The 25,633-nt window shown below is 66.7% G+C and carries 23 protein-coding genes; 13 read left to right on the top strand and 10 right to left on the bottom strand.

Annotated features, from left to right (window positions below):
- Positions 1–20 precede the first annotated feature (20 nt).
- Together AC1DKN_RS04855 and dnaE are read left to right on the top strand one after the other, a co-directional pair.
- On the top strand, positions 21–989 hold the full coding sequence (locus AC1DKN_RS04855; protein ID WP_028275872.1) for an RluA family pseudouridine synthase: 969 nt from the start codon (positions 21–23) through the stop codon (positions 987–989).
- A gap of 118 nt (positions 990–1,107) precedes the next feature.
- Positions 1,108–4,665 (top strand): DNA polymerase III subunit alpha, encoded by a 3,558-nt coding sequence (dnaE, locus tag AC1DKN_RS04860; RefSeq protein WP_476870578.1) that lies wholly within the window; start codon positions 1,108–1,110, stop codon positions 4,663–4,665.
- Between the two features lie 95 nt (positions 4,666–4,760).
- Here dnaE and AC1DKN_RS04865 read toward each other — a convergent pair whose 3' ends face one another.
- From AC1DKN_RS04865 to AC1DKN_RS04880, 4 genes are all read right to left on the bottom strand, one after another.
- Positions 4,761–5,600: an anti-sigma factor gene (locus AC1DKN_RS04865; protein WP_476870579.1), complete on the bottom strand. Its 840-nt coding sequence runs from the start codon at positions 5,598–5,600 to the stop codon at positions 4,761–4,763.
- A complete protein-coding gene (locus AC1DKN_RS04870) occupies positions 5,587–6,159 on the bottom strand; it encodes an RNA polymerase sigma factor (protein ID WP_476870580.1) in 573 nt (190 codons plus the stop codon). The genes AC1DKN_RS04865 and AC1DKN_RS04870 overlap by 14 nt, the downstream gene beginning before the upstream one ends.
- Positions 6,160–6,341: 182 nt before the next feature.
- The gene (locus AC1DKN_RS04875; protein WP_230008335.1) at positions 6,342–7,058 is read right to left on the bottom strand and encodes a DUF4397 domain-containing protein; all 717 of its coding nucleotides are present in this window, start codon (positions 7,056–7,058) and stop codon (positions 6,342–6,344) included.
- Between the two features lie 140 nt (positions 7,059–7,198).
- Positions 7,199–7,657, bottom strand: a complete 459-nt coding sequence (locus tag AC1DKN_RS04880; RefSeq protein WP_018772361.1) for a flavin reductase family protein — start codon at positions 7,655–7,657, stop codon at positions 7,199–7,201.
- Positions 7,658–7,852: 195 nt separating this feature from the next.
- On the opposite strand from AC1DKN_RS04880, the gene AC1DKN_RS04885 reads away from it, so the two are divergent.
- The 3 genes from AC1DKN_RS04885 to nrdR all read left to right on the top strand — a co-directional run bounded on the left by AC1DKN_RS04885 (position 7,853) and on the right by nrdR (position 10,420).
- On the top strand, positions 7,853–8,431 hold the full coding sequence (locus AC1DKN_RS04885; protein WP_476870581.1) for a hypothetical protein: 579 nt from the start codon (positions 7,853–7,855) through the stop codon (positions 8,429–8,431).
- Between the two features lie 29 nt (positions 8,432–8,460).
- Positions 8,461–9,813, top strand: coding sequence for a histidinol dehydrogenase (gene hisD / locus AC1DKN_RS04890; protein ID WP_374208246.1), 1,353 nt, complete (start codon positions 8,461–8,463; stop codon positions 9,811–9,813).
- A gap of 103 nt (positions 9,814–9,916) precedes the next feature.
- Complete coding sequence (gene nrdR, locus AC1DKN_RS04895; RefSeq protein ID WP_028275865.1) at positions 9,917–10,420, top strand: transcriptional regulator NrdR; 504 nt, start codon at positions 9,917–9,919, stop codon at positions 10,418–10,420.
- 195 nt (positions 10,421–10,615) lie between these two features.
- On the opposite strand, the gene ppgK is transcribed toward nrdR, so the two are convergent.
- Together ppgK and map are read right to left on the bottom strand one after the other, a co-directional pair.
- Positions 10,616–11,419, bottom strand: coding sequence for a polyphosphate--glucose phosphotransferase (gene ppgK, locus AC1DKN_RS04900; protein WP_223916650.1), 804 nt, complete (start codon positions 11,417–11,419; stop codon positions 10,616–10,618).
- Positions 11,420–11,517: 98 nt separating this feature from the next.
- On the bottom strand, positions 11,518–12,396 hold the full coding sequence (gene map / locus AC1DKN_RS04905; protein ID WP_476850429.1) for a type I methionyl aminopeptidase: 879 nt from the start codon (positions 12,394–12,396) through the stop codon (positions 11,518–11,520).
- A gap of 103 nt (positions 12,397–12,499) precedes the next feature.
- Here map and AC1DKN_RS04910 point away from each other — a divergent pair, with 103 nt between their 5' ends.
- Both AC1DKN_RS04910 and AC1DKN_RS04915 read left to right on the top strand, forming a co-directional pair.
- Positions 12,500–12,664, top strand: a complete 165-nt coding sequence (locus AC1DKN_RS04910) for an SPOR domain-containing protein (protein WP_018772367.1) — start codon at positions 12,500–12,502, stop codon at positions 12,662–12,664.
- Positions 12,665–12,808: 144 nt separating this feature from the next.
- The gene (locus AC1DKN_RS04915) at positions 12,809–14,854 is read left to right on the top strand and encodes a phage holin family protein (RefSeq protein ID WP_476870582.1); all 2,046 of its coding nucleotides are present in this window, start codon (positions 12,809–12,811) and stop codon (positions 14,852–14,854) included.
- A 50-nt stretch (positions 14,855–14,904) separates the two neighbouring features.
- On the opposite strand, the gene AC1DKN_RS04920 is transcribed toward AC1DKN_RS04915, so the two are convergent.
- The 3 genes from AC1DKN_RS04920 to panB all read right to left on the bottom strand — a co-directional run bounded on the left by AC1DKN_RS04920 (position 14,905) and on the right by panB (position 17,247).
- Positions 14,905–15,663, bottom strand: coding sequence for an MBL fold metallo-hydrolase (locus AC1DKN_RS04920; RefSeq protein ID WP_476870583.1), 759 nt, complete (start codon positions 15,661–15,663; stop codon positions 14,905–14,907).
- Between the two features lie 23 nt (positions 15,664–15,686).
- A complete protein-coding gene (locus AC1DKN_RS04925; RefSeq protein WP_028275861.1) occupies positions 15,687–16,076 on the bottom strand; it encodes an SHOCT domain-containing protein in 390 nt (129 codons plus the stop codon).
- Positions 16,077–16,281: 205 nt separating this feature from the next.
- On the bottom strand, positions 16,282–17,247 hold the full coding sequence (gene panB, locus AC1DKN_RS04930) for a 3-methyl-2-oxobutanoate hydroxymethyltransferase (protein ID WP_476870584.1): 966 nt from the start codon (positions 17,245–17,247) through the stop codon (positions 16,282–16,284).
- A gap of 262 nt (positions 17,248–17,509) precedes the next feature.
- Here panB and glnA (AC1DKN_RS04935) point away from each other — a divergent pair, with 262 nt between their 5' ends.
- From glnA (AC1DKN_RS04935) to AC1DKN_RS04960, 6 genes are all read left to right on the top strand, one after another.
- The gene (gene glnA / locus AC1DKN_RS04935) at positions 17,510–18,850 is read left to right on the top strand and encodes a type I glutamate--ammonia ligase (protein ID WP_028275859.1); all 1,341 of its coding nucleotides are present in this window, start codon (positions 17,510–17,512) and stop codon (positions 18,848–18,850) included.
- Positions 18,851–18,859: 9 nt separating this feature from the next.
- Positions 18,860–21,871, top strand: coding sequence for a bifunctional [glutamine synthetase] adenylyltransferase/[glutamine synthetase]-adenylyl-L-tyrosine phosphorylase (locus tag AC1DKN_RS04940; RefSeq protein WP_476870585.1), 3,012 nt, complete (start codon positions 18,860–18,862; stop codon positions 21,869–21,871).
- 72 nt (positions 21,872–21,943) lie between these two features.
- The gene (locus tag AC1DKN_RS04945) at positions 21,944–22,360 is read left to right on the top strand and encodes a VOC family protein (protein WP_026266248.1); all 417 of its coding nucleotides are present in this window, start codon (positions 21,944–21,946) and stop codon (positions 22,358–22,360) included.
- A 49-nt stretch (positions 22,361–22,409) separates the two neighbouring features.
- Positions 22,410–22,925, top strand: a complete 516-nt coding sequence (locus tag AC1DKN_RS04950) for a GNAT family N-acetyltransferase (protein ID WP_476870586.1) — start codon at positions 22,410–22,412, stop codon at positions 22,923–22,925.
- A gap of 70 nt (positions 22,926–22,995) precedes the next feature.
- Positions 22,996–23,643 (top strand): MBL fold metallo-hydrolase, encoded by a 648-nt coding sequence (locus AC1DKN_RS04955; RefSeq protein ID WP_476870587.1) that lies wholly within the window; start codon positions 22,996–22,998, stop codon positions 23,641–23,643.
- A gap of 44 nt (positions 23,644–23,687) precedes the next feature.
- Complete coding sequence (locus AC1DKN_RS04960) at positions 23,688–23,888, top strand: transcriptional regulator (RefSeq protein WP_079553982.1); 201 nt, start codon at positions 23,688–23,690, stop codon at positions 23,886–23,888.
- Between the two features lie 106 nt (positions 23,889–23,994).
- Here AC1DKN_RS04960 and glnA (AC1DKN_RS04965) read toward each other — a convergent pair whose 3' ends face one another.
- On the bottom strand, positions 23,995–25,419 hold the full coding sequence (glnA, locus tag AC1DKN_RS04965) for a type I glutamate--ammonia ligase (protein WP_018772378.1): 1,425 nt from the start codon (positions 25,417–25,419) through the stop codon (positions 23,995–23,997).
- Between the last annotated feature and the right edge of the window lie 214 nt (positions 25,420–25,633).

Consider the following 25,633-nt stretch of genomic DNA (forward strand, 5'->3'; position numbering starts at 1 on the left):
CCTCAGGAAACGCCGCTGATATGGCGGCCGATATGGCCGCCGAAGCCGGCACCGCACCAGCCGGGCACCACCGCTTCACCGTCACGGAGGACCTCGCCGGTTCCCGTGTGGACGCCGGACTGGCCCGGCTGATGGACATCTCCCGCTCGCAGGCCGCAGTCCTGATCGCCGAAGGCAACGTCACCAGCAACGCAGGGAAGGTCGGAAAGTCCCTCAAACTCACCCTGGGCACCGTGCTTGAGGTCGTGGTGCCGGACCGCAGGGACCCCCTGGAAATCGTGGAGGAAGTAGTGGACGACCTGTTGATCCTGCTGGACGATGACGAATTTGTAGTCATCGACAAACCGGTCGGTGTCGCCGCCCACCCTTCGCCCGGCTGGGTGGGACCCACGGTGGTGGGTGGCCTCGCCGGGCTCGGCTACCGGATTTCGACGTCGGGCGCCCCGGAGCGCGCGGGCATCGTCCATCGGCTCGATGTCGGCACTTCCGGCGTCATGGTGGTGGCCAAGACCGAAAATGCCTACACCGTGCTCAAGCGCGCCTTCAAGGAGCGCACCGTGGACAAGGTCTACCACGCCGTCGTCCAGGGCCTTCCCGATCCGCTGGCGGGCACCATCGACGCGCCCATCGGCCGGCACCCGGGCCATGACTGGCGGTTTGCCGTGACCGAGGACGGCCGTGATTCGGTGACGCACTATGAGGTCCTGGAAGCTTTCGGGAAGGCCTCACTCGTGGAGGTGCACCTCGAAACGGGCCGCACCCACCAGATCCGCGTGCATTTCTCGGCCCTGCGCCACCCCTGCGCCGGTGACCTCACCTACGGCGCGGACCCGAGGCTGGCCGCCACCCTCGGCCTCACCCGGCAGTGGCTGCACGCCCGGGAACTGTCCTTCGACCACCCGCGGACAGGGGAGCGGGTTACCGTCGCCAGCGAGTACCCGCAGGACCTGCAGTACGCGCTGACGGTCCTGGAGTCCGGAAACGCCTGAGCCGCACGGCACGGGCGGCCTGAATCCACGGGGTTCTGCCGGGCCGCCCGTTGCCGCCGTTCGGTGCCCATCGCCGTGGCTGCACGCCGCCGTCGTGGCACGGCACTAGAATGGTGCGGTGACTTCCAGCAACGACTCGTTTGTCCATCTCCACAACCACACCGAGTACTCGATGCTGGACGGTGCCGCCCGGCTCGGTGAGCTGTTCGACGAAACCGAACGGCTCGGCATGCCGGCCCTCGCCACGACGGACCACGGCTACCTGTTCGGCGCCTTCGACTTCTGGAAGCGCGCAACAGACCAGGGCATCAGGCCCATCATCGGCGTCGAAGCCTATGTGACTCCCGGGACCGCCCGCACGGACAAGACCCGTGTGCGCTGGGGCGAGGAGTACCAGCGCAAGGACGACATTTCCGGCGGCGGCTCGTACACGCACATGACCCTGCTCAGCTACAACAACGTGGGCATGCGGAACCTTTTCCGGGCCTCCTCGATCGCCTCGCTGGACTCGGTCTTCGGTAAATGGCCCCGGCTGGACCGGGAGCTGCTGAACACCTACTCGGAAGGGCTCATCGCCACCACCGGCTGCCCGTCCGGCGAGGTCCAGACCCGGCTGCGGCTCGGCCAGTACCGCGAAGCCCTGGAGGCCGCGGCGGAGTTCCGCGACATCTTCGGGGCGGAGAACTACTTCTGTGAGCTCATGGACCACGGCCTGGACATCGAGCGGCGCGTCACCGGTGACCTCCTGCGCCTGGCCAAGGACCTGAACCTGCCGCTGGTGGCCACCAACGACCTGCACTACACGCACGAGCATGACGCCAAGGCGCATGAGGCCCTGCTGGCCATCCAGTCCGGTTCCACCCTCCTGGAGCCGACCTACGACAACGGCGGCTCGCGCTTCGCCTTCTCCGGCAGCGGCTACTACCTGAAGTCACCGCAGGAAATGCGCGAATTGTTCCGCGACCACCCCGAGGCGTGCGACAACACGCTCCTGATCGCCGAACGCTGCGAAGTTTCCTTCAACACCGGCGCCAACTACATGCCCCGGTTCCCCTGCCCGGAGGGGGAGGACGAAACGTCGTGGCTGGTCAAGGAGGTCGACAAGGGACTCCGCTACCGCTATCCCCAGGGCATCCCGGACAAGGTCCGCAAGCAGGCCGACTATGAGCTCGAAGTCATCACCTCGATGGGCTTCCCGGGCTACTTCCTCGTCGTCGCCGACTTCATCAACTGGGCCAAGAACAACGGCATCCGGGTCGGTCCCGGACGTGGCTCCGGCGCCGGCTCCATGGTGGCCTACGCGATGCGCATCACCGACCTGGACCCGCTGCACCACGGCCTGATCTTCGAACGCTTCCTCAACCCGGACCGCGTCTCCATGCCTGACTTCGACGTCGACTTCGATGACCGGCGCCGTTCCGAAGTGATCGACTACGTCACCCGCAAATACGGCGACGAGCGCGTGGCGATGATCGTCACCTACGGCACCATCAAGACCAAGCAGGCCCTCAAGGATTCTTCGCGTGTGCTGGGCTACCCGTTCAGCATGGGCGAGCAGCTGACCAAGGCGCTGCCGCCGGCGGTCATGGCCAAGGACATCCCGCTGGCCGACATTCAGAACCCCCAGTCCAAGCGCTACAGCGAGGCCGGCGACTTCCGCCAGCTCATCAGCACCGACCCGGAGGCCGCCAAGGTCTTCGAGACGGCGCTGGGCATCGAGGGCCTGAAGCGGCAATGGGGCGTGCACGCCGCCGGCGTCATCATGTCCTCGGACCCCATCATCGACGTGATCCCGATCATGCGCCGTTTCCAGGACGGCCAGGTCATCACCCAGTTCGACTACCCGACGTCCGAAGGCCTCGGCCTGATCAAGATGGACTTCCTCGGGCTGCGAAACCTGACGATCATTTCCGATGCCCTGGAAAACATAAAAATGAACCGCGGCATCGAGCTCGACCTCGAGACGCTCGAGTTGGATGACACGGCGTCCTACGAACTTCTTGCCCGCGGAGACACACTGGGCGTCTTCCAGCTCGACGGCGGTCCCATGCGGTCCTTGCTCAAGCTGATGAAGCCTGACAACTTCGAGGACATCTCCGCCGTGCTGGCCCTCTACCGGCCCGGACCCATGGGCGCCAACGCGCACACCGACTACGCGCTGCGCAAGAACAAGATCCAGGAAGTCATCCCGATCCACCCGGAGCTCGAGGAACCGCTGTCCGAAATCCTCGGCGGGACCTACGGGCTGATCGTGTACCAGGAGCAGGTCATGGCCGTGGCGCAGAAGCTCGCCGGCTATACCCTGGGCCAGGCCGATATCCTGCGCCGCGCCATGGGCAAGAAGAAGAAGTCCGAGCTGGACAAGCAGTTCGCCGGCTTCTCCCAGGGTATGCAGGACAACGGCTATTCCATGGCCGCGGTCAAGACCCTCTGGGACATCCTGCTGCCGTTCTCCGACTACGCCTTCAACAAGGCGCACTCGGCCGCCTACGGCGTGATCTCCTACTGGACCGCGTACCTGAAGGCGCACTACGCGCCGGAGTACATGGCTGCCCTGCTGACCTCAGTGGGCGACGACAAGGACAAGTCGGCGATCTACCTCAACGAATGCCGGCGCATGGGCATCACGGTGCTGCCGCCCGACGTCAACGAGTCAGCCCTCAACTTCACCCCTGTGGGCACCGACATCCGCTTCGGCATGGGCGCCATCCGCAACGTCGGCGTGAACGCCGTCGAAGCCATGGTGGCGGCGCGCGAAAAAGAAGGCGCCTACACCTCCTTCAAGGACTACCTCCTGAAGGTCCCGGCAGTGGTCTGCAACAAGCGCACCATCGAATCCCTGATCAAGGCCGGCGCCTTCGACTCGCTCGGCCACCCCCGGCGGGCCCTGGCCATGATCCATGAAGAAGCGATCGACTCCGTCATCACCCTCAAGCGCAACGAGGCGATCGGCCAGTTCGACCTCTTCGCCGGCTTTGAGGACCAGGAGCCCGAGGCGTCGCTCAGCACCGAGATCCCGGACCTGCCGGAATGGGAGAAGAAGGACAAACTGGCGTTCGAGCGCGACATGCTCGGCCTCTACGTCTCCGACCACCCGCTGCAAGGACTGGAAGGGCTCCTGAGCCAGCACGCCGACCGGTCGATCACCTCGATCATCGCCGAAGACGGCCCGCCGGACGGCTCGATCGTGACCATCGCCGGTATGATCACCTCGCTCAGCCGGCGGATCGCCAAGGCCAGCGGCAACGCCTACGCCCGGGCCGAAATCGAGGACCTCGCCGGTTCCATGGAGGTCATGTTCTTCGGCCAGGTCTACGGCCCCATCGCCTCGGTGCTCGCGGAGGACCTGATCGTGGTGGTCAAGGGCCGGCTGCAGCGGCGCGACGACGGCGCCGTCACCTTGAACTGCATGGAACTCTCCGTGCCGGACCTCAGCGACAGCCAGAACGGGCCCGTGGTGATCACCATGGCCACGCACAAGGCCACCGAGGCCGTGGTCACCGAGCTGGGCGACGTGCTGCGCACCCACCGCGGAAATTCGGAGGTCCGCCTGCACCTGCAGGGCGACACCCGGGTGGAGGTCATGGGCCTGCCGGTGCACCTGCGCGTCAACCCGAGCCCGTCACTGTTCGGCGATCTGAAGGTGCTGCTCGGCCCGACCTGTTTGGATAACTGACATGCAGGGGGTTGCTGGCGGCCAGGCAAGGCTGAGCGATCCAGGGCACCCTGAGTATCGCCGCCCCGCGAGGGTTCACGCACAGCATCCGAGGATCATGTTTTCGGGTTGAGCGTTCCCCGGGCGATGCTGTCGGCGGAGTGGGCCGGGTTCCCGTTGTATGGCTGGTTGGAGACGTCCACGATGGGGTACTGGGCCAGATCAATGCCGTCCGGGATGGTGAAGATGCCGGATTCATTGTCGAGGACACCCAGGCTGACCATTCTGGACAGGTCGGCAGAGCCGACCCACACTCCCCGGAATCCGGTGATGTGGTCGTTGGAGAGCCGGATGATCAGGTGCCGGGTTCCATCGGGGAGTTGCTCCACCCGGGCGTCTCCGCTCCCGGTATGTGCGGGCAGCGGAGTCAGGGACGTTTGGGCGACGACTGTCGAAGCGGGACCCGACTGGGTGGAGGTGGGTGTGGGAGTGCCGGTGTGTCCGAGAACTCCGGCAGCGGTCCATCCGGCGGCCGTGCCAAGAACGATTCCGGCCGCAGCCGCGATAACCCACAGACCGGGACGGCCATGCCTGTCTTTGGCGCGGGGCCGCAGTGGTATCGGTGCCGGCTTTGTGCCGCCGCCGTGGTTCGGGCGCGCCTCCGCCGCGGCAGGTTTCTCCGGTGCAGGGTGCCCGGAGCTGGGCTGGCTCAAGGGATCCGTTGCGAGGGCCGGCGAGAGGCCGAGGGCCTGATGGATGGCGGCCCAGTTCTGGCTGCCGGGTTGCTCGAGTTCGATGCCTGCGGTGTCGAGGGTGGCAACGTGCACGGTATGTTGCAGGCCTCGGAGGGTTTCGCTGCACGTGGGGCAGCTGGCGAGGTGGTCGGCGTCGGCGTCCGTGCCCAGGGGCTCGCCAAGGGCCAGCAGACTAAGAAGTTCGGCGTCAAGGTGTTCCATGTTCCACCTCCAGGCGGGTGCGTAAGCGGGTGAGGCTGCGCCGGATGTGGCTTTTGACAGTACCGAGCGGCAAGTTGAGGCGCGACGAGATCTGGTCGTGAGTCAGGTCTTCATAGAACGCCAGCCGCATTATTGCTTGCTGTGGATCCCCTAAATGCTCCAGTTCTTCGTCCAACGTCAGGCGGTCGGCGACCTCTTCTACGTCCCCGGCGTCCGGGCGGGAAGCGGGGTCAACGACCAAGAGAGTGGCTGCTTGTTCGAGATGGCGCTGGCGGGAGCGAGCGGACAAGGCGTCGGAGATTGCATTGCGGGCGATCCCGATCAGCCATGCCGGCAGCCGCGCCGCCTCCGGGCGAAACGTGGTCCGTGATTTCCAGGCCCGAATGAAGACCTCCTGGGTGACGTCGTCGGCAGCGGCACGCTCTCCCAAGGATCTTAGCGCCAGCGTGTAGACGAGCGGACTGAACCGTCGGTACGCCTCCGCGAGGACGCGTTCGTCGCCGCCGGCAAATGCGTGGTCGAGACCGGAGTCCCAATCGTGCGATGCGGCAGCCTCCATCAGGTGCTCCTTTGAGCGGCAGTGGCCCCTGTTGCACCACATTATGCCGCTCGCGCGGGGACTCCGCCATGGTCGAACTGGGTCAGCCTTCCGGGCTGTCGCTGTGTGCGTGCCGGTGGGGCCGCGGTTGATGCGACCCCACCGGGCGAGAAAACAGGATGCCTGCTGGAGCTCCGGTTGGCTTACTCGTGGTGGCCTTTGTGTCCGCGCGATGAGGAGTCCACTACCTGTACGGCGGCCCCAAGGTTGTTGTCGGCGAGGCTTCCCCAGGCGTAGACGATGGTGTTTTTCCCCGCAGTGACCTTGATGTCGGCCGGGCCGATCAGCGGGGCAGTGGTTCCCTCGGCTGCGACCGAGGCCGGGACGGTTCCGGCCTTGAGAGTGAGGGTCTTTTGATGCCGGTTGGTGAGTCCCTCAATGACCGCGTTGCCACCGGCCAGGACATCGACGGCGGGCGCCGCAGCGACGTGCCGGACGGTCAGCTTGCCCTTTCCATCCGGGCTGGCGGAGGTGTCATTGGTGAAAAGGGTGGCCGTGGGCGTCCCGTCAGCGGCCAGATGTGCGACCGCTGTGTAGTCCCGACCTTCTTCGAGGTCCACTGTGACCGGGCCTATCACGGGGTGGTCGGCGCTGGTGGCGTCGGCGCCGGTGATGGCGACCTTGTGGTCTCCGTCGGGGACGTTCAACGGCCCGGCCAATGTGCCCGGTTTGAAGTTGTCCAGGGCGAGTTTGCCGTCGACCCAGACATCGACGGTAAGGCCCGGAACGCCGTGGAGGACGGACAGTTTTGCCGTTCCCTCGTCGCGGTGATGCCAGGTCCCGGCCTGGGCCGGGGCGGCCAGGGCCAGTGCTGCCAGCAGCGTCATTGCTCCGGTGGCTGCAGAGAGTGTCTTGCGCATTTCCAACTCCTCATCGGGGCCCACATGGGGGCGGTGGTTGTGCTTACACCCTTAATACCGGCCGAAGGCCGTCGCCGGATGCACCACCGGGGAAGTTTTAATGTGCCGTGTTAATTTGCCGTGGCCCGTAGAGGCGTCTGTCAGATCTCGTAGTCGAGCGGAACGGGCTGGCTGTAGGCCCCGGAGTGGTAGAGCAGGGGAACACCGTCGTCGCCGACCTGGCCCTCCACCACCTCCACCACCACGACCGCGTTGTTCTCGAAGGAGAGCCGCATCTGGACCTTGCCGATCAGCCAGCCGCTGACTCCCTTGAGCACGGGCACCTCGTGGGGTCCGAGCTCCCAGTGGTCGCCGTCGAACCGGTTGCCGGCCCGGGCGAAACGGTCGGCGAGCTCCTGGTTTTCCAGCCCGAGCATGTGCACGCCAATGTAGGTCGTGTTCGCCACGGCCGGCCACGAGCTGGAGGTCCTGGCCATGTTGAACGTAAAGCGCGGCGGCTTGGCGGACAGCGAGGCCACGGAGGTCGCCGTGAATCCGAACGGGACGCCGTTGTGGTTGGCCGTGATGATGGCCACGCCCGCCGCGTGCCGGCGGAACATTTCCCTGAATGTTCCCTCGAAAATACCTTCATCTGTGGCCACTGCGATCCAACTCCCTGCTGCACGTGCGTGTCGTACTTCTACTCTGCCAGCGTATTGCGCAGGGGAATCGAGTGCGGCATTTTCTTTACGTCTCCCGTCATGTGCTGCCGGCCGGCGTCATGCGCCGCGGGAATCCTTGTTACGGTTTGTTGCATGACACAGTCCGCAGTCGACGGCCCCGTCCACCACGCCGGGGAGCCCGCACAGCCCGAGCGGCGTCCCGAGGGGCAGCCCGGTTCCGGGGGGACATGGCGGAAGGCCGCGGTCATCGCGGCCGCCGGCATCCCGGTGGGGCTGCTTTGGTGGCTTCTGGCGCCGTCGGGCCTGAATCTCCTGACCGGAAACCCTGACCTCGCCGCCGGCACCAACACCGCCACCTGGCTGCCCCGTGACCTTGTGCTGGCGGGGCTGTGCCTGCTCGCAGGGTGCATTGCCGGGTCGTTCGTCGCCGGCAACAAGCACCAGCAGCCCGGCCCCGGCACTGTTGTCCTCGTGGTCCTCGCCGGCGCTGCCGGTGCGCTCATCGCGTGGGGAACCGGTGTGCTCAGCGCCCAATGGTGGGGAGCGCCGGCAGATACTTCGGCCAGCGCCAGCGTCGCCTTCTCCCTGCGCTCCTATGCGGTCCTCGCCATCTGGCCGGCAGCGATCGCCCTGGCCATCTTCCTGAACAGCCTCTTCCCGGGCAACGGCGGCAAACCCCGCCGCGGCGGGGCACGTAAAATGAACGGGTGAGCCTAACTCCTGACAGCCCCGTGACCCCGATGACCGCCGCCCTTAACTTCCGCACGGTGGACGTGCGCGGTGCGCACCTGTCTCTCGCCGGACTCCGCGCAGCCGTGCCCCGGGCACAGTCCGGGACGATGGCCGACGCCGAGGGCAAGGTCCTGGATATCATCTCCGCCGTCCGCGCGCGGGGCTTCGGGGCACTGCGGGAGCTGGCACTGGCTTTCGACGGCGTCGAGCAGACGCATCCCCGCGTCCCGGCCGAGGCGCTGCGTGCAGCCCTCGAGAACCTGGATCCCGCCGTCCGCGCGGCCCTGGAGGAGTCCATCAAGCGGGCCCGCGCCTTTGCCGACGCCCAGCGCCCGGCGAACATCGACGTCGAACTCGGCGAGGGCGCCGTCGTCAGCCAGAACTGGGTGCCGGTGGCGCGCGTGGGGCTCTATGTCCCCGGCGGCCTGGCGGTCTACCCGTCCTCGGTGATCATGAACGTGGTCCCGGCCCTGGCCGCCGGCGTCGAATCGATTGCCCTGGCCTCGCCGCCGCAAAAGAACTTCGGCGGCCTCCCGCACCCCACGATTCTGGCTGCGGCCTGCCTGCTGGGCATCGAGGAGGTCTACGCGATCGGCGGAGCACAGGCCATTGCGGCCTTCGCCTACGGCATCCCGGCCGACGCGTCCGACGGCGGCCACCTCCCCGGGATCGACCCCGTGGATGTCGTCACCGGTCCGGGCAATATCTTCGTGGCCACCGCCAAGCGCCTGGTTAAAGGGGTTGTCGGGATCGATTCCGAGGCCGGCACCACGGAGATCGCGATCCTCGCGGACGCCACCGCCAGTCCTGCCCTTGTGGCCGCGGACCTCATCAGCCAGGCCGAGCACGACCCCAAGGCTGCATCGGTGCTGTTCACCGACTCCGAAGCCCTCGCCGCAGAGGTCCGCGTGGAGCTTGAGCGGCAGGCCGCTGCCACCAAGCACTCCAGCCGCGTCCGCGAGGCGCTCTCGGGCCCGCAGTCCGGGGTGGTGCTGGTCGAGGACCTGGAGCAGGGCATTGCCGCCTGCGATGCGTATGCCGCGGAACACCTTGAGATCATGACCGCCGACGCCGCCCGGGTGGCCGGCCGGATCCGCAGCGCCGGTGCGATCTTCGTGGGGGACTACAGCCCCGTGAGCCTGGGGGACTATTGCGCCGGCTCCAACCACGTGCTGCCTACCAGCGGCACCGCGGCCTTCTCCTCCGGACTGAATGTGACCACGTTCCTGCGCGCCATCCAGGTCATCAACTACAGCCGGGCCGCGTTGGAGCAGGTCAGCGGCCATATCGTCAGCCTCTCCGGCGCGGAGGACCTGCCGGCGCATGGCGAGGCCGTCACGGTGCGGTTCGCCGCACGGTAGTTCAGGACCCAGACCACTACATGTAGTAATTACAGGCTTGTTATTCGGCTACATCTAGTCGTAAACTGAGGTCACAGCGGATTGCGACAGGGGAGGAACCGACATGTATTGCCCGTTCTGCCGAAACCCTGATTCGCGCGTCGTGGACAGTCGGATCGCCGACGACGGCTCCGCCATCCGGCGCCGCCGTCAGTGCCCCGAATGCGGCCGCCGGTTCACGACCGTGGAAACCACGAGCCTGACCGTCATCAAGCGCTCCGGGGTCGGCGAGCCGTTCAGCCGCAGCAAGGTCATCAACGGCGTGCGCAAGGCCTGCCAGGGCCGCCCGGTCACCGAAGACGATCTCGCCTTGCTGGCGCAGGAAGTCGAGGAGGCGATCCGGGGCTCCGGCGCCGCCGAAATCGAGGCCCACGAAGTCGGGCTGGCGATCCTGGAGCCGCTGCAGCGTCTCGACGAGGTTGCCTACCTGCGGTTCGCCAGCGTCTACCAGGCCTTCGAATCGCTCGAGGACTTCGAATCGGCGATTTCCCTGCTTCGCCATGAGGCAGAGACCAAGGGCCGGGACGGCAAGAGCCCGGACAAGCGGCCGCTGCAGGCGCCGTCGTAAATGTCCTGATTGTCCTGGCGACTGCGTCCCAGGATCCACCACAGACTCCGGTGGTGGCAGCGGAGGGGAAGCCGCAGCCACCACCGGCTCCACCTCACCGCTCCACAAAGAAATTGAGCTATCACTCCGGGTCGTTCCCAGCGTTCAGAACGACCCGGAGTGACAGCTCAAGTGGTTTTACGGCGCGATGGGCCTTTATTTTGCCAGCTTGTGCTTGAGGGCAATCTCGATGGCCGCGCCCACGATCCCGGCGTCGTTCTTCAGCTCGGCCGGGACGATCGGCGTGCGCAGCTTCATGTGCGGCAGGTACTCGTCCGCACGCTTGGAGATGCCGCCGCCCACAATGAAGAGCTCGGGGGAAAACAGGAATTCCACGTGGGAGAAGTAGCGCTGCAGCAGGACGCTGTACTGTTCCCAGCTGAGGCCCTCGCGCTCACGGGCCACGGCTGAGGCCTTGGTCTCGGCGTCGAAGCCGTCAATCTCCAGGTGGCCGAGTTCGGCGTTGGGAACCAGCTTGCCGTCGAAGATGAACGCCGAGCCGATGCCGGTGCCAAGGGTGATCACCAGCACCGTGCCGGCGACTCCCTCGCCGGCACCGAAGCGGGCCTCGGCGAGTCCGGCGGCGTCGGCGTCGTTGATGACCTCCACCGGGCGGCCGAGACGCGCCGTGAGCATGGCATCGATGTCGGCTTCCAGCCACGACTTGTCCACATTCGCGGCCGAATGGACCACGCCGTGCTGGATGATGCCGGGGAAGGTCACGCCCACGGGGCTGCTGGCGTCGGGGGCATCGGAACGGGCCGAGAGCTCGGCGACAACCTGCGCGACGACTTCGGCCACCGACTCAGGAGTGGAGGGCTGCGGCGTCGGGAAGCGCACGCGGTCACCGATCAGCTTCCCCTTCTTCAGGTCCACGATCCCGCCCTTGATTCCGGTCCCACCGATGTCAATGCCGATCAGGGGGGCGTTCTTCTTCGACTTTTCGTCCTTCTTGGCCAATGTCGTTCCGTTCGTGGCAGGGGCGGGCTGTAGTGACCGGGCAGGGCCGGCGGTGAAAGAGCGGGGTGGCTCCGTGAACTAGCGTGTGGAGCAGACGGTCAGGGCAGCGTGAGGACCTCGGCACCGGACTCCGTCACGAGCAGGGTGTGCTCGAACTGGGCGGTGCGCTTGCGGTCGCGGGTCACGACGGTCCAGTCATCGGCCCACATGTCCCAGTCAACGGTGCCCAGGGTCAGCATCGGCTCGATCGTGAACACCATACCGGTTTCCATGGTGGTGTTGTATGCCGGGGCCGCGTCATAGTGCGGAATGATCAGCCCGGTGTGGAAGGCTTCGCCAACTCCGTGCCCGGTAAAGTCGCGGACCACGCCGTAGCCGAAGCGCTTTGCGTAGGACTCGATGGTCCGGCCGATCACGTTGATTTCGCGTCCGGGAGCCACCGCCCGGATGGCGCGGGTCAGCGATTCCCGGGTGCGCTCGACGAGGAGGCGGGATTCCTCGTCGACGTCGCCGACCAGGAAGGTGTAGTTGGTGTCGCCATGGACGCCGCCGATGAAGGCCGTGATGTCGATGTTGAGGATGTCGCCGTCCCGGACCACCGTGCTGTCCGGGATCCCGTGGCAGATGACCTCGTTGAGGGACGAACACAGGGACTTCGGAAAGCCCCGGTATCCGAGGGTGGAGGGGTACGCGTTGTGGTCCAGCAGGAACTCATGGCCCACCCGGTCCAGCTGGTCGGTGGTGACGCCGGGTTCGATGTGCCTGCCGACCTCCACTATGGCCTGGGCGGCGATCTTGGAGGCGATCCGGATCTTCTCGATGGTCTCCGCCGACTTGACCTCGGACCCTGTGAACTTCGCAGGAGCCGGCTTGCCCACATATTCCGGACGCGGGATGGACGGCGGCACGGGAAGCTGCGGGCTCACTGTCCCCTGGACCAGCGTGCCGATGGGTGCAGTTGAGGCTAGAGAAGGCATAGATTGATCATATAAGCCCCCGGGCTCGCCCCGGAAAATACAGCCCGGAAAATACACCCCGGAAAAGACACCCGGACACGCTCCGGGCCATGAAGGAGCCCCGATGCCCGAATACTGGTACAACGTCAACACCCACGAGATCGAGGAAGACGCGATGTCCGACTGGAGCCAGCTGATCGGACCGTACAAGACCCGTGAGGAAGCCGAACACGCCCTGGAAAAGGTCAAGGCGCGCAATGAGGCTTGGGACAAGGACGAGGACGACTAGCCCGTAGGGCCTGCTGCGCCCGCGGGAACGTCCCCCGGCGATCGCGGACCGGACACCGCGCAGGCTGACTGATTTTCTCCCGGCCCGTGATTCTCACCCTGTGAGGGTGGGTGCGAGCCGGTTGCCGACAGCCATACTGGGAAAATGCCGACGCGCGTTGCCCGCACCCGCGGCGCCCGAATATCAGACCTCGCCAGGCTGGCCCTTGCCTGGGCTGCCTCGACTGTAGCCCTCATTATCACCGGCGCCCTGCTGCCGGGGTTCTCTGCGGCCAGCTGGTGGTCATACGCCGCCGTGGCGGCGGCAGCCGGCCTCGTCGGCCTGGTCCTGCGCCCCGTGCTGGTGGAGATCTCGGCCAGGGTGGGCTGGGTGGCAGTACTTCTTACCGCCCTGGTGGGGCAGGCCCTGATCATGTACGTCGCCATCCGTCTGGTGCCCGGCATCGAGTCGACGCCGTTGACAGCCCTCGCCGCTACCTGGGTCAGTGCCGTGGTGGGCACGCTCATTTCGTGGGCCACCACAGCCGGAACCGATGACGGCCTCATCACCTCGCTGGCAGGACGGGCACGCCGGCAGGAAACGGTGACCGATCCGGAGGTGGACGGTGTCCTGTTCGTCCAGCTCGACGGGGTCCCCTTCCCGGTGCTGCAGTGGGCTATCCAGTCCGGGGGAGTGCCCCATCTCCGCCGCTGGCTGGCCTCGGGGGATTATCAGTTCCGTGAATGGACTCCCCAGCTGCCTTGCACGACGCCGGCGAGCCAGATGGGCATTCTGCACGGCACGGTCGCCGGGATCCCGGCCTTCCGGTGGTATGACCGTGAGCTCCAACGCGTCCTGGTGGCCAACCGTCCGGCAGACGCCCGGGTGATCGAGGACAGGCACAGCACCGGCCAGGGACTGCTCTGCGACGACGGCGTCTCCATCTCGAACCTGTTCACCGGTGACGCGCCCCGCTCGTTTTTGACGATGAGCCGGGTAGAGGTCCGGCGCGGCTCGACCCAAACCCGCCGGGCGTTCGCCTGGTTTTTTGCCACCCCGAACGGCTTCATGCGCAGCTTCACGCGGACCGTCGCCGAGATCTTCAAGGAGCGTTGGCAGGCCCGGAGACAGGTCAAACGTGACCTCAATCCGCGGGTGCGGCGGGACTGGACCTTCGCCCTGCTGCGGGCAGTCACCAACGGTCTGCTGCGGGACCTGAACACGGCGCTGGTGGCAGAGGAACTGCGTCGCGGCACGAAGTGCATCTATGTCGACTACGTTGACTACGACGAGATCGCCCACCACGCAGGCATGTTCCGCCCCGAGTCGCTTGCAGCCCTGGATGGCTTGGACCGCACGCTCGGTGCCTTGGCCGAACTCGCCGGGTCCGCTCCCCGCCGCTACCGGCTGGTGGTGCTCTCGGACCACGGCCAGTCCCAGGGCACGCCGTTCGCGGACCGGTATGGCCAGGCGCTTGGTGATCTGTGCGCGGAACTGATGCAGGAACACGTTCAGAACGTGGACGCGTCCGTCGAGGGGCTCGGGCGCGCGGACTCCCTCGCCGGCGACGTTGCCACTGGCGGATTGTCCGGGAAGCTCGCCGGCCGTGCGGACGAGGTGCTGACCAAGGCACAAGAGACGCCGGCACAGCAGACTTCCGGCCCGGGCGGCGCGGAGGATCCGGTGGTCGTGTTGGGCTCGGGCAACCTGGGCCTGGTGTACCTGCGCGGTGACCGGCGCCTGAGTCTCCAGACCCTCGAGCATCGGTGGCCTGCCCTGGTCCCTGGCCTGGCGGGCCATCCCGGCGTCGGGTTCGTGGCCGGCATCGATGAGGACGGCGGGGCGTGGGCGATCGGAAGCGGCGGGCGCGTCAATATCACCAGCGGGGCAGTGGAGGGCACCGACCCGCTGGCCGGTTTCGGGCCGCATGCGGCGCGGGTGCTGAATCTCGCGCTGATGCACCCCGAGGCGCCGGATCTCTATGTCAACAGCGCGGTGGATCCCGTGACCGGCGACGTTGCAGCGTTCGAAGGCCTCGTGGGATCCCACGGGGGACTGGGGGGTTGGCAGGACCGCGCCGTGCTGATGGGCCCGGCCGATCTCATGGCGGGGCTGCCCGAGCGGATCGAGGGTGCCGGGGAACTCCACCGGGTGCTGGTGGCGATGCTTGAGTCCTGTGGCCAGCGCGCCACGACGGCGTCCCGCGGCTGAGCGACCAACGGGGGGATTTCCCGGGGCGGGTCCAATCCGAGGCCCTGGGCTTACGAGGGCGCGACCCAGGTCTGGCCGGGAGCGAGGACGACTGCCGTGCAGCCGGGAGCCTGTTCCGCCACGGCAGCGGCGAACCGGCGGCCGGGCCGCTCGAGCCAGCTCCGGGCAAAGTAGGTGACGAACGGAGGGTGCAGCGTCCCCCAGTGCACCGGCAGGGCGAACCGTGCGCCGCTCATCGCGACAGCCCGGGCGGCGGTCTCCGGAGTCAGGTGTCCCGCCGAGAGCCTCGGTCCCCACCCCCAGACCGGCACCAGGGCGACATCGATCGGCCCTCCGGCCATGGCGGGGAGCGCGGCCATCTCCGGGAACAAGCCCGTGTCACCCGCAATCCACACGATGCCCGACTGGCCGCGGACGAGCTGGCCATTGGCGTCGTTGGGCCGGTGCGGCATTGGCCGGCTGCGATGCTCGGCCGGCACCTGGCGAATCTGGACGCCGCTGCCTACCGGGGTCCAGCCGTCGCCCAAGGAAACTGTGTGCGCCAGCTTTCGGCGACGCAGCCAGGCCACGTTCGCCGGCGCGCTCATCAGCGGTGCCCCGGGCAGCATGCGCAGGGAGCGCAACTCGGCGTGGTCGTGGTGCAGGTGAGAGAGGAGCACCGCGTCCGGTCGGTCCCACGAGACCGGGTCCGGACGCGGTGCCAGGCGTCGGAGCAACCCGGCATGGGAACGGAGCAGCGGATCGGTGAGGATCCGAACCCCGTCGAGATCCAGAACCACCGTGGAGTGACCAAGCCAGGTGATTCTCATGTCGGGCGTAGCCCGTTTTCGTGTCAGGCCAAGGCCTTTGCCTTGAGGGAATCAAACTCGGTCTGGTTGATGGCTCCGGAATCAAGCAGCGCCCTGGCATCGGCGATCTGGCCGGCCGGGCTGGCCGTCGAGCCTGCGGCCTGCTTGATGTACTCCTGCTGGGCAGCCTGCTGCTGGGCCAGCATCTTCATCTGACGATCGGTCATGCTCCGGCCCCGGGCGATCAGGTAGATGAGGGCGCCGAGCCAGGGAACGAAGATCAGCAGGATAACCCAGCCGGCCTTGGCCCAGCCGCTGAGCTCGTGGTCGCTGAACAAGTCCATCAGGCAGCGGAACCACACCATCAGCGCAGCGATCCAGATGAAGAACCAGAAACTCCAGAGCAGAACGTCCCAGAAGCTATTCGTGTCCATCGATACTCCTCGAATCGTGTCCGCCGGAGCCTGACCTTACGCTTAGCGCATGAAACCGTCGGGGCCGGCGGAACATCTTGAGGTCCTAATGCGGACCTTATTGGTCAGCCTGCCCGCACCTGAGGCGCAACGCATCGCCCGTGAAGGATGAGGTCTTGCAAAAGAGGCCCCGGATCCGGGAGGTCAGGGGCCCGCTGGAGCGGAACTAGAAGGAGTGTTCCGGGCCGGGGAACTGGCCTGAGCGCACGTCGTCGCCGTAGGCTTTTGCGGCGTCACTGAGCGACGTGCGGAGGTCGGCGTACTGTTTGACGAATTTCGCCATCTTTCCGCCGCGCAAACCGGCCATGTCCTGCCACACCAGGACCTGTCCGGTGGTGGCGCTGCCAGCGCCGATGCCGACCGTGGGGACGTCGACGGCGGCATCCACGGCGGCTGCCGTGGCGGCCGGGACCATTTCCATGAGCACGCTGAACGCGCCGGCGTCGGCCAGCGCGACGGCGTCGTCGATCAACCGCTGGGCGTCATCGCCGCGGCCCTGGACGCGGTAGCCGCCGAGGGAGTGTTCGCTCTGCGGGGTGAAACCGATGTGCGCCATGACTGGGATGCCGGCCTGGACCATGGCGCGGACGGTCTCGGCGTAGAACTTTCCGCCTTCAATCTTGACGGCGTGGGCCAGGCCCTCTTTCAGGAACCGGACGCCGGTGGCAACCGCCTGCTGGGCCGAGACCTCGTAGCTGCCGAACGGCAGGTCAGCGACCACCAGGGCCCGCCGTGCGGAGCGGGCGACGGCGCGGCACAGCGGAAGGAGCTCGTCCACCGTCACGGGAAGGCTGGTTTCATTGCCGAAGACGTTGTTGGAGGCCGAATCGCCGACCAGGAGCACCTCGATGCCTGCCTGGTCAAAGATTTCTGCGGTGTACTGGTCATACGCGGTGAGCATGGCGAAGCGCTCACCGTTGGCCTTGGCCGCCTGGAGATGATGCGTGCGGATCCTGGCCACCGGTTTCCGGGCCGCCTCCGCAGCCCCGCCGGCGCCGCCGTCGGCAGTCCCGCCGGTGCCACTGGCCGACGTGCCCGAAGAGGCGGCCGCTGAAGCCGCTGCCGGGCCGCTGCCGTAGGGGGCCGCAAGTTCTGCGGGCGTGCTGGAATCGGAGCTGTTACTTGAGGCCATGCCACGAGCGTAGTGCGAGACGAAGTGCCGCAGCTACCGCGGGTTGCCCCCGCCCGGCGTGAATCACGTCACACGGGTGGCCTGCGCGAGGGCGCAATGCCCCTTCCCGCCGCGAATTCGTCCGGCTTTGTGTTAACGGTGTGTTACGCGGGGGTCCGGCTTCAGCAATCGGTGGCAATGCTTAGTAAAGTGAACCGTGAGCAGCCGCGGGGCCCATGTATGCCGGGCCCGGGGCGGATGGAAGAACCGGAAAGAGGCCAGTATGGACCGCCAGCAAGAGTTTGTCCTGCGGACGATCGAAGAGCGCGATGTGCGGTTTGTGCGCCTGTGGTTCACCGACGTCGTGGGATCGCTCAAGTCCGTGGCGCTGGCCCCGGCCGAGGTGGAAGGCGCCTTCGAGGAAGGACTCGGATTCGACGGTTCCTCGATCGAAGGCCTGGCCCGCGTCTTCGAATCCGACATGCTGGCCCAGCCGGATCCGGCCACGTTCCAGATCCTGCCGTGGCGCGGCGAGACCGAGGCCACATCGCGGATGTTCTGCGACATCCTGACGCCCGACGGCGAACCTTCCGCCGCGGACCCGCGCAACGTCCTCAAGCGCACCCTGGCCAAGGCCGCGGACATGGGCTTCACCTGCTACACCCACCCCGAGATCGAGTTCTACCTGCTCAAGTCCCAGGAGCCGGGCCCGGACGGTTCACCCATCCCCGTGGACGAGGGCGGCTACTTCGACCACGTCCCGGGCGGCGTGGCCCAGGACTTCCGCCGGACCGCCGTGACCATGCTCGAATCGGTGGGCATCTCGGTGGAATTCAGCCACCACGAGGCAGGCCCGGGCCAGAACGAAATCGACCTGCGCTACGCCGACGCCCTGCAGACCGCGGATAACATCATGACGTTCCGCACGGTCATCAAGGAAGTCGCGCTGCAGCAGGGCACCTATGCCACCTTCATGCCCAAGCCCTTCACCGCCCACCCGGGTTCCGGCATGCACACCCACTTTTCCCTCTTCGAAGGGGACACCAACGCCTTCTACGAGGCCGGTTCCGAGTTCCAGCTTTCCGAGACGGCGCGCCAGTTCATCGCCGGCATCCTCAAGCACGCCCCCGAATTCACGGCCGTGACCAACCAGTTCGTCAACTCCTACAAGCGGCTCTGGGGCGGGGGAGAGGCACCGAGCTACCTGAGCTGGGGCCACAACAACCGCTCCGCCCTGGTCCGCGTCCCGCTGTACAAGCCCGGCAAGGGCCAGTCCGCGCGGATCGAATACCGTGGCATCGACTCCGCCGCCAACCCCTACCTGGCCTACGCCGTGCTGCTTGGTGCCGGCCTCAAGGGCATCGAGGAGGGCTACCAGCTCCCCGCGGCGGCGGAGGACGACATCTGGTCGCTGAGCTCCGCGGAACGCCGCGCCATGGGACACGACCCGCTGCCGGCCAGCCTGCACGACGCCATCCGGACCATGGAGGATTCCGAGCTCATGCCGCAGATCCTCGGCGAGCAGGTGTTCGAGCACTTCCTGCGCAACAAGCGGGCAGAATGGCAGGACTACCGCCTTCAGGTGACGCCCTACGAACTGCAGCGCAATCTCGGCATTCTGTAGGTTGCCCCGATGAGCCTGGCACGACGCCTCATTGCCGCCGGCTTCAGCGATCTCGACAAGGGCGAGCGGTTCCTGGCGGCCCGGGAGCTGGAGGGACTCGACCAGGATGCCCTCTTTGCGGGGCTGCAGCTGGCGGCCAACCCCGACACGGCCCTGCAGTCCCTGGTCCGGCTGATCGAGAAGCACCCGGAGCTGCGCAAGCTTGCCGTCGCAGACCCGGAAAGCAGCGAACCGCTGTACCGGGTCCTGGGGGCCTCCGAGGCGCTGGGCGAGTTCCTCATCCGCCACCCCGAACACCTCGATGCCTTCGACGTCCGGGTCAGTCCGGAACCGATGCCCGCGGACGCCGTGGCCCTGCGGACGCGCCTGCTGCAGTCGGTGCGGGCCGATCCCAAGTCTGCCCGGCCGGTGGCGGCCCTCAGCGGTCAGGAAGCCTACGCTGCCCTGCGCACCGCCTACCGGCGCGGGCTCGTGGAGCTGGCCATCAAGGACCTGTGCGCGGCCGATCCGCTGGACTTCATGCCGGCCGCTGGTGCGGAACTGGCGGATCTCGCCGGCGCCGCCCTCGAGGCGGCCCTCGCCGTGTCCCGGGCCGAGGCGGCGGAGAAGTTCGACGCCGCGGAGGTGGCCGACGTCGGCCTCGCCGTGATCGGCATGGGCAAGTGCGGTGCCCGCGAACTGAACTACATTTCCGACGTCGACGTCATCTACGTGATCGAGTCCGGCGCGCTGGAGGAGACCCGGGCCACGACCATCGGCACCGTCCTCGCCTCCGGGATCTCGCGCGCGATCATGTCCACGAGCCGCGAACCCGGGCTGTGGGAAGTCGATGCGAACCTCCGGCCCGAGGGCAAGTCGGGGCCGCTGGTCCGGACCCTCGCCTCGCACGAGAGCTATTACGCGCGCTGGGCCGAGAGCTGGGAATTCCAGGCCCTCCTGAAGGCCCGGACCATCGCCGGCGACACCGTCCTGGGGGCCCGCTACGAGGCAGCCCTGACGCCCCTGATCTGGTCTTCGGCCGGCCGGGAGGGCTTTGTCGAATCCGTCCGCGCCATGCGCCGCCGCGTCACCGAGCATATTCCGGCCGATGAGGAACAGCGGCAGATCAAGCTGGGCCGCGGCGGGCTGCGCGACGTCGAATTCACCGTCCAGCTGCTGCAGCTCGTGCACGGCAAGTCGGATGAATCCTTGCGCTGCCGGGACACCACCTCGGCCATCGCCGCGCTCTCCGCCGGCGGGTATATCGGCCGCTCCGACGCCGCGGAGTTCGACCGCGACTACCGCTACCTGCGGCTGCTCGAACACCGGATCCAGCTGTTCCAGCTGCGCCGGACGCACCTCATGCCGGTGAACGAAGCGTCGTTGCGTTCCCTCGCCAAGGCGGTCCTGGGACCGTTCTCCGCCGAGCGGCCCAAGCCGGACGCCCTGGTCGCCGCATGGCGAAAAACCAAGCGCTCCGTGCGGGAACTCCACGAACGAATCTTCTACCGCCCCCTGCTCAATACTGTCGCCACACTGAGCAGCGAAGAGGCTCGCCTGACCCCGGAAGCCGCCCAGGGCCGCCTCGCCGCCCTCGGTTACCTCGATCCCCCCGGCGCCATGCGGCACATCGAGGCCCTTACCGCCGGCGTGAGCCGGCGCGCGGCACTCCAGCGCCAGCTCCTGCCCATCCTGCTGGACTGGCTCGCCGACGGCGTGGACCCCGACGCCGGGCTGCTCGCCTTCCGGCGGGTCAGCGAGGCCCTCGGCACAACGCACTGGTACCTGGGCATGCTCCGGGATTCGACGGCCGCGGCCGAGCGTCTCTGCCACGTGCTCGCCAACTCCCGGCTGATCGCGGACCTGCTGGAGGTTTCGCCCGAATCAGTGGCGTGGCTGGGCACGGACAAGGAACTGGTGCCGCTCAGCTTCGAATCCCAATGGCTTGAAATCACCTCGAAGATGTCCCGGCACGCGGACCCGGAGAGCGCCATGCGGCTGATCCGGCTGATCCGGCGCCGGGAGATCCTCCGGGTCGCCATCGCGGACAGCGCCGGACTGCTGGACCAGGACCAGGTGGGGGAAGCCCTCGCCGATACGGACCGGGCCGCCGTGCTGGGGGCCCTGCGCGTGGCGGAGACAATCATCACCGCCGGGGAACCGCTGAAGACCCACGTGCTGGTGGTTGCGATGGGCCGTCAGGGCGGTCGGGAGATCGGCTACGGCTCGGACGCCGACGTCATGTATGTCCACCGCGGACTCCCCGGCGTGCCGGAAGAGGAGGCACAGGCTCAGGCCCTGCAGATCGTGGGCAAGCTCTCCAGCCTGCTGACCCAGCCGCTCAGACCGGCGATCCTGGCCGAGCGGGTACTCGCGGTGGACGCGGACCTGCGCCCCGAAGGCAAGAGCGGGCCCATGGTGCGGTCCCTGGAGTCTTATGCCGAGTACTACCGCCGGTGGTCCCTGGTCTGGGAGTCCCAGGCGTTGCTGCGGGCGCGCCCCATGGCCGGCGACGACGCCCTGGCCGAGGATTTCGTGGCGCTGATCGACACCATCCGGTACCCCGGGTCTTTGTCTGACCAGGACGTCCGGGAGGTGCGGCGGGTCAAGGCCAGGGTCGAGGCGGAGCGCCTGCCGCGCGGCGCCGATCCCGCCCGTCACCTGAAGCTTGGCCGGGGCGGGTTGAGTGACGTCGAGTGGCTGGCCCAGCTGCTCCAGCTCCGGCACGCCGGCCGGCATCCGGAGCTGCGGACCACGTCCACGGTGGACGCGCTCGAGGCGGCCGCGGCCCTGGACCTGATGGACGCGGGGGACACCGTCATCCTCCTCCGGGCCTGGCGGCTGGCGAGCCGGATCCGTTCGGCCAACGTCATCTGGACCGGCCGGCCCTCGGACCTGCTGCCCTCCTCCCGCCGCGACCTTGAGGCGGTGGCCCGCTGGTGCGGCTACGGACAAGGCAACGCCGCGGCGCTGGAGGAGGACTACCTGCGGTTGAGCCGGCGCGCCCGGGCGGTCTTCGAGCGGGTCTTCTACGGCCAATAGCGCCCGGCGGCGGCCTGCCGGCTGCTGACAGGGCCTACTGACACATGCTGCGGGCGGTGCTACCTTTGGCCAATGGCCAGGCAACTTTTTGTGAACCTTCCCGTCCGGAATCTGGATAAGACCGTTGAATTCTTCACGGCGCTGGGATTTTCCTTCAACCCCGACTTCACCGATGAGAACGCCACCTGCATGATCGTCAACGACGGCGCGTACGTGATGCTGCTCGTCGAGTCCTACTTCAAGACCTTCACCTCGAAGTCCGTCGCCGCTACGGCCGGCACCGCCGAGGTCATCATGTCCTTCTCGCTGGAGAGCCGCGAAGCCGTTGACGAGGTCATCCGTACCGCCCTGACCTCCGGGGGCACGGCATCGGAGGAGGCCCAGGACTACGGCTTCATGTACACGCACAGCTTCCAGGACCCGGACGGACACCTCTGGGAAGTCTTCTGGATGGATCCGGCCGGACCGCCCAAGGACGCTGCGCTGTAGCCCCTTTCCTTGAGGCGGCGGGCGCCGCCGGCGCGGGTACGCTGTCTACATGTCTGGACATGTATGGCTGCTGCCTTTAAAGAACCTCGACGACGACGCCCGGGCCATCAAGCTTGGGGAGATCGCGCTGCTGGAGCTCGGCGCTGGGCAGCAGAAGTTGGTGGGGGACCCGCTGCGGATGATGCTGATCGGGCTCGAGGAAGAGTCCCGGCACCCGTTCGCCGTGGATGAAAACGGGGCCGCCGTGGGAGTCCTGACGCTCCAGACTGGGGCGGCGACCCTCGCGGGCTGGCCAGAGGACCACACGGCCTGGCTCCTGCGGGGCTTCCTGATCGACCGGCGGCAGCAGGGCAAGGGCCTCGGCACCCTCGCCGCGGAGGCCGCCGTGCGGGAGGCCGCCAAACTGACGGCGGACCTCGGCAGCGGCCAGGCCGGCGTCGTACTCTCCGTCAACGAACTGAACCCTGGCGGCCGAGCCGCATACCGCAAGGCCGGATTCGAGGACCGCGGCCGCTACGAAGGCGGCGACGCCGGCCTGCAACGCATCATGTACCGGGCATTCTGACCGAAAGCGCATCTTGACTGGGACGATGCGTGCCGCAGTATTGAACCAAGACCAGCCGCTGGAAAGGTGCATGATGGGTCACTCACAGATGCAGGTAGAACCGGTCATCCAGGAGCTCCACATCCCCGCCGGGCTGGCAGGGCCCGTTGAGTTGACGATGGACGTACGCTGTTTCCTTGTGCCGCACACTGGGGGATTGCTGTTGATCGATACGGGCCTCAAGGGCAGCGAGGATGCGATTGCGGCGGCCTTGGACCGTGTCGGAGCAGCATGGAGTGACATCACCGACGTCGTCCTCACCCATTGGCATCCGGACCATGTCGGCGGCCTCGGCGAAGTCGTGGAACGGAGCCCGTTGGCAGCGATCTGGGCGGGCGCGGCGGACGTTTCCCAGATTCCTTCCGCGGTGCCGCTGCGCCCGCTCGTGGAACGTGACAGGGTCCGCGATATTCAGATCGTGCAGACGCCTGGCCATACCGCAGGACACATCAGCTTGCTGCACGACGACGGAATGCTTTTCGTAGGGGACGCTGTGGGGACAGCAGGAGGTGTGATGAGACGGGCGCCGGAGCAGTTTACAGCGGACTCTGCGCGGGCCGAAGAGTCGCTTCTGAGACTGAGCTTGCTGGAGCCGGACAGGATGCTCTTTTCCCACGGACCGGAGATCCCCGATCCCGTAGGGGAATTGCGCCGGCTTCTTGCCGTCAACCAGGGTTGACGCCTCTCCCGGTTGTCAACTAAAGTTGACGCCGGAGGTGCTTCATGCAGACATTGATAGGTTCCATGGACGGCAAAGGGCCGGCCGAGGCGCTCTACGCCGTGGCGGAACTCCACAAAGAACTGGCGCGCACGGAAACCGAAGTAGTGCTGCGTGCCCGGCAGGCCGGACTGTCCTGGGAGGCCATTGCGGTGTGCCTTGGCGTCAGCAAGCAGGCCGTGCACAAGAAGTACGGAAAGCGCTGAGGTGCTGGAAAGCGCTGAACCAGAAGGCCGGCCACGGGATGAACCCGTGACCGGCCTTTTTATACTGGAACTGTTGCGGACGAACAGTGTCGGGCCGCTTATCTAACTAGACGCCGTAGTAGAGCTCGAACTCGTACGGGTTCGGGCGCAGCGAAAGCGGACGGATCTCGTTCTCGTACTTGTACTCGATCCAGGTGTCGATCAGGTCCTGGGTGAAGACGCCGCCGGCCTGCAGGAACTCGTTGTCCTCGGCCAGTGCATCCAGGGCCTCCTCGAGGGTGCCCGGAGCCTTGGGGATGTCCTTGGCTTCTTCGGCCGGGAGCTCGTAGAGGTCCTTGTCGATCGGAGCCGGGGGTTCGATCCGGTTACGGATGCCGTCGATGCCGGCCATCAGCTGGGCAGCGAACGCCAGGTACGGGTTGGAGGAGGGGTCCGGCGCGCGGAACTCGATGCGCTTGGCCTTCGGATTGGACCCCGTGATCGGGATACGGATACCGGCGGAGCGGTTGCCCTGCGAGTAAACCATGTTGACCGGGGCTTCGAAACCCTTGACCAGGCGGCGGTAGGAGTTCACCGTCGGGTTGGTGAAGGCCAGGACAGCGGAGGAGTGCTTCAGCAGGCCACCGATGTACCAGCGGGCGGTGTCGGACAGGCCGGCGTAGCCCTTCTCGTCGTAGAACAGCGGCTCGCCGCCGGTCCACAGCGACTGGTGGCAGTGCATGCCCGAGCCGTTGTCACCGAAGACAGGCTTCGGCATGAAGGTCACGGACTTGCCCCAGGCATCGGCGGTGTTCTTGATGACGTACTTGAACTTCTGCAGGTCATCAGCCGCGTGGGTCAGGGTGGTGAACTTGTAGTTGATTTCAGCCTGGCCGGCGGAGCCGACTTCGTGGTGGCTGCGCTCGACCTCAAGGCCGGCCTCGTCCAGGGCAACGCACATAGCGTCGCGCAGGTCGGCCTGCTTGTCGGTGGGGGAGACCGGGAAGTATCCGCCCTTGACCGGGGTCTTGTAGCCGAGGTTTCCGCCCTCTTCCTCACGGCCCGAATTCCAGTGTGCTTCCTCGGAGTCGATCTTGTAGAAGCTGCCCTGCGGGGAAGACTGGTACTGGACGTTGTCGAAGACGAAGAACTCGGCCTCGGGAGCGAAGAAAGCGGTGTCGGCAATGCCGGTCGAAGCCAGGTAGGCCTCCGCCTTCTCGGCCACGCCGCGGGGATCGCGGTGGTACGGGTCACCGGTACGCGGGTTCACGATCGAGAAGTTCAGTGCAAGGGTCTTCTCCATGCGGAACGTGTCGATGAACGCCGTCGTGACGTCCGGGATGAGCTGCATGTCAGACTCGGCGATGCCCTGGAAGCCGCGGATCGAAGATCCGTCGAAAAGCTGGCCGTTGACGAAGAAGTCGGCGTCAACGCTCTTGGCAGGCACGTTGAAGTGCTGCTGAACGCCCGGGAGATCGGTGAAGCGGATATCGACGAATTTGATGTCTTCGTCCTTGATGAACTTGAGGACTTCGTCCGCAGTCTTGAACATCTATGCTCCTTACGCATATGAAAGATCTGGCCGTCAGGCACATTTGTCCAGCGCAGTCCAACAGCGGAGAAGGCAAAAAAGCTTCCCCGCTTCGCAGTCGCTAGCAACTGTTACCACCCTAAGGACAAGGGATTTCCCCGCAGTGTCCGCATTGTTTCGGGGAGGTTACAGAATGTCCTGACACGTAAACGCTAGTCGCCAGTCCACACTGTGG

It is taken from the genome of Arthrobacter sp. 01N444, assembly GCF_056399305.1.

Coding starts and splice junctions, on each gene's coding strand:
- nrdR (WP_028275865.1), top strand. CDS start 9,917: ATGTATTGCCCGTTCTGCCGAAACCCTGATTCGCGCGTCGTGGACAGT.
- panB (WP_476870584.1), bottom strand. CDS start 17,247: ATGGCCTCAAGTAACAGCTCCGATTCCAGCACGCCCGCAGAACTTGCG.
- AC1DKN_RS04925 (WP_028275861.1), bottom strand. CDS start 16,076: ATGGACACGAATAGCTTCTGGGACGTTCTGCTCTGGAGTTTCTGGTTC.
- glnA (WP_028275859.1), top strand. CDS start 17,510: ATGGACCGCCAGCAAGAGTTTGTCCTGCGGACGATCGAAGAGCGCGAT.
- AC1DKN_RS04885 (WP_476870581.1), top strand. CDS start 7,853: ATGACACAGTCCGCAGTCGACGGCCCCGTCCACCACGCCGGGGAGCCC.
- AC1DKN_RS04920 (WP_476870583.1), bottom strand. CDS start 15,663: ATGAGAATCACCTGGCTTGGTCACTCCACGGTGGTTCTGGATCTCGAC.
- AC1DKN_RS04855 (WP_028275872.1), top strand. CDS start 21: ATGGCGGCCGATATGGCCGCCGAAGCCGGCACCGCACCAGCCGGGCAC.
- AC1DKN_RS04880 (WP_018772361.1), bottom strand. CDS start 7,657: ATGTTCCGCCGGCACGCGGCGGGCGTGGCCATCATCACGGCCAACCAC.
- AC1DKN_RS04910 (WP_018772367.1), top strand. CDS start 12,500: ATGCCCGAATACTGGTACAACGTCAACACCCACGAGATCGAGGAAGAC.
- AC1DKN_RS04915 (WP_476870582.1), top strand. CDS start 12,809: ATGCCGACGCGCGTTGCCCGCACCCGCGGCGCCCGAATATCAGACCTC.
- AC1DKN_RS04870 (WP_476870580.1), bottom strand. CDS start 6,159: ATGGAGGCTGCCGCATCGCACGATTGGGACTCCGGTCTCGACCACGCA.
- AC1DKN_RS04875 (WP_230008335.1), bottom strand. CDS start 7,058: ATGCGCAAGACACTCTCTGCAGCCACCGGAGCAATGACGCTGCTGGCA.
- glnA (WP_018772378.1), bottom strand. CDS start 25,419: ATGTTCAAGACTGCGGACGAAGTCCTCAAGTTCATCAAGGACGAAGAC.
- AC1DKN_RS04950 (WP_476870586.1), top strand. CDS start 22,410: ATGTCTGGACATGTATGGCTGCTGCCTTTAAAGAACCTCGACGACGAC.
- hisD (WP_374208246.1), top strand. CDS start 8,461: ATGACCGCCGCCCTTAACTTCCGCACGGTGGACGTGCGCGGTGCGCAC.
- map (WP_476850429.1), bottom strand. CDS start 12,396: ATGCCTTCTCTAGCCTCAACTGCACCCATCGGCACGCTGGTCCAGGGG.
- AC1DKN_RS04865 (WP_476870579.1), bottom strand. CDS start 5,600: ATGGAACACCTTGACGCCGAACTTCTTAGTCTGCTGGCCCTTGGCGAG.
- AC1DKN_RS04940 (WP_476870585.1), top strand. CDS start 18,860: ATGAGCCTGGCACGACGCCTCATTGCCGCCGGCTTCAGCGATCTCGAC.
- AC1DKN_RS04945 (WP_026266248.1), top strand. CDS start 21,944: ATGGCCAGGCAACTTTTTGTGAACCTTCCCGTCCGGAATCTGGATAAG.
- AC1DKN_RS04955 (WP_476870587.1), top strand. CDS start 22,996: ATGATGGGTCACTCACAGATGCAGGTAGAACCGGTCATCCAGGAGCTC.
- AC1DKN_RS04960 (WP_079553982.1), top strand. CDS start 23,688: ATGCAGACATTGATAGGTTCCATGGACGGCAAAGGGCCGGCCGAGGCG.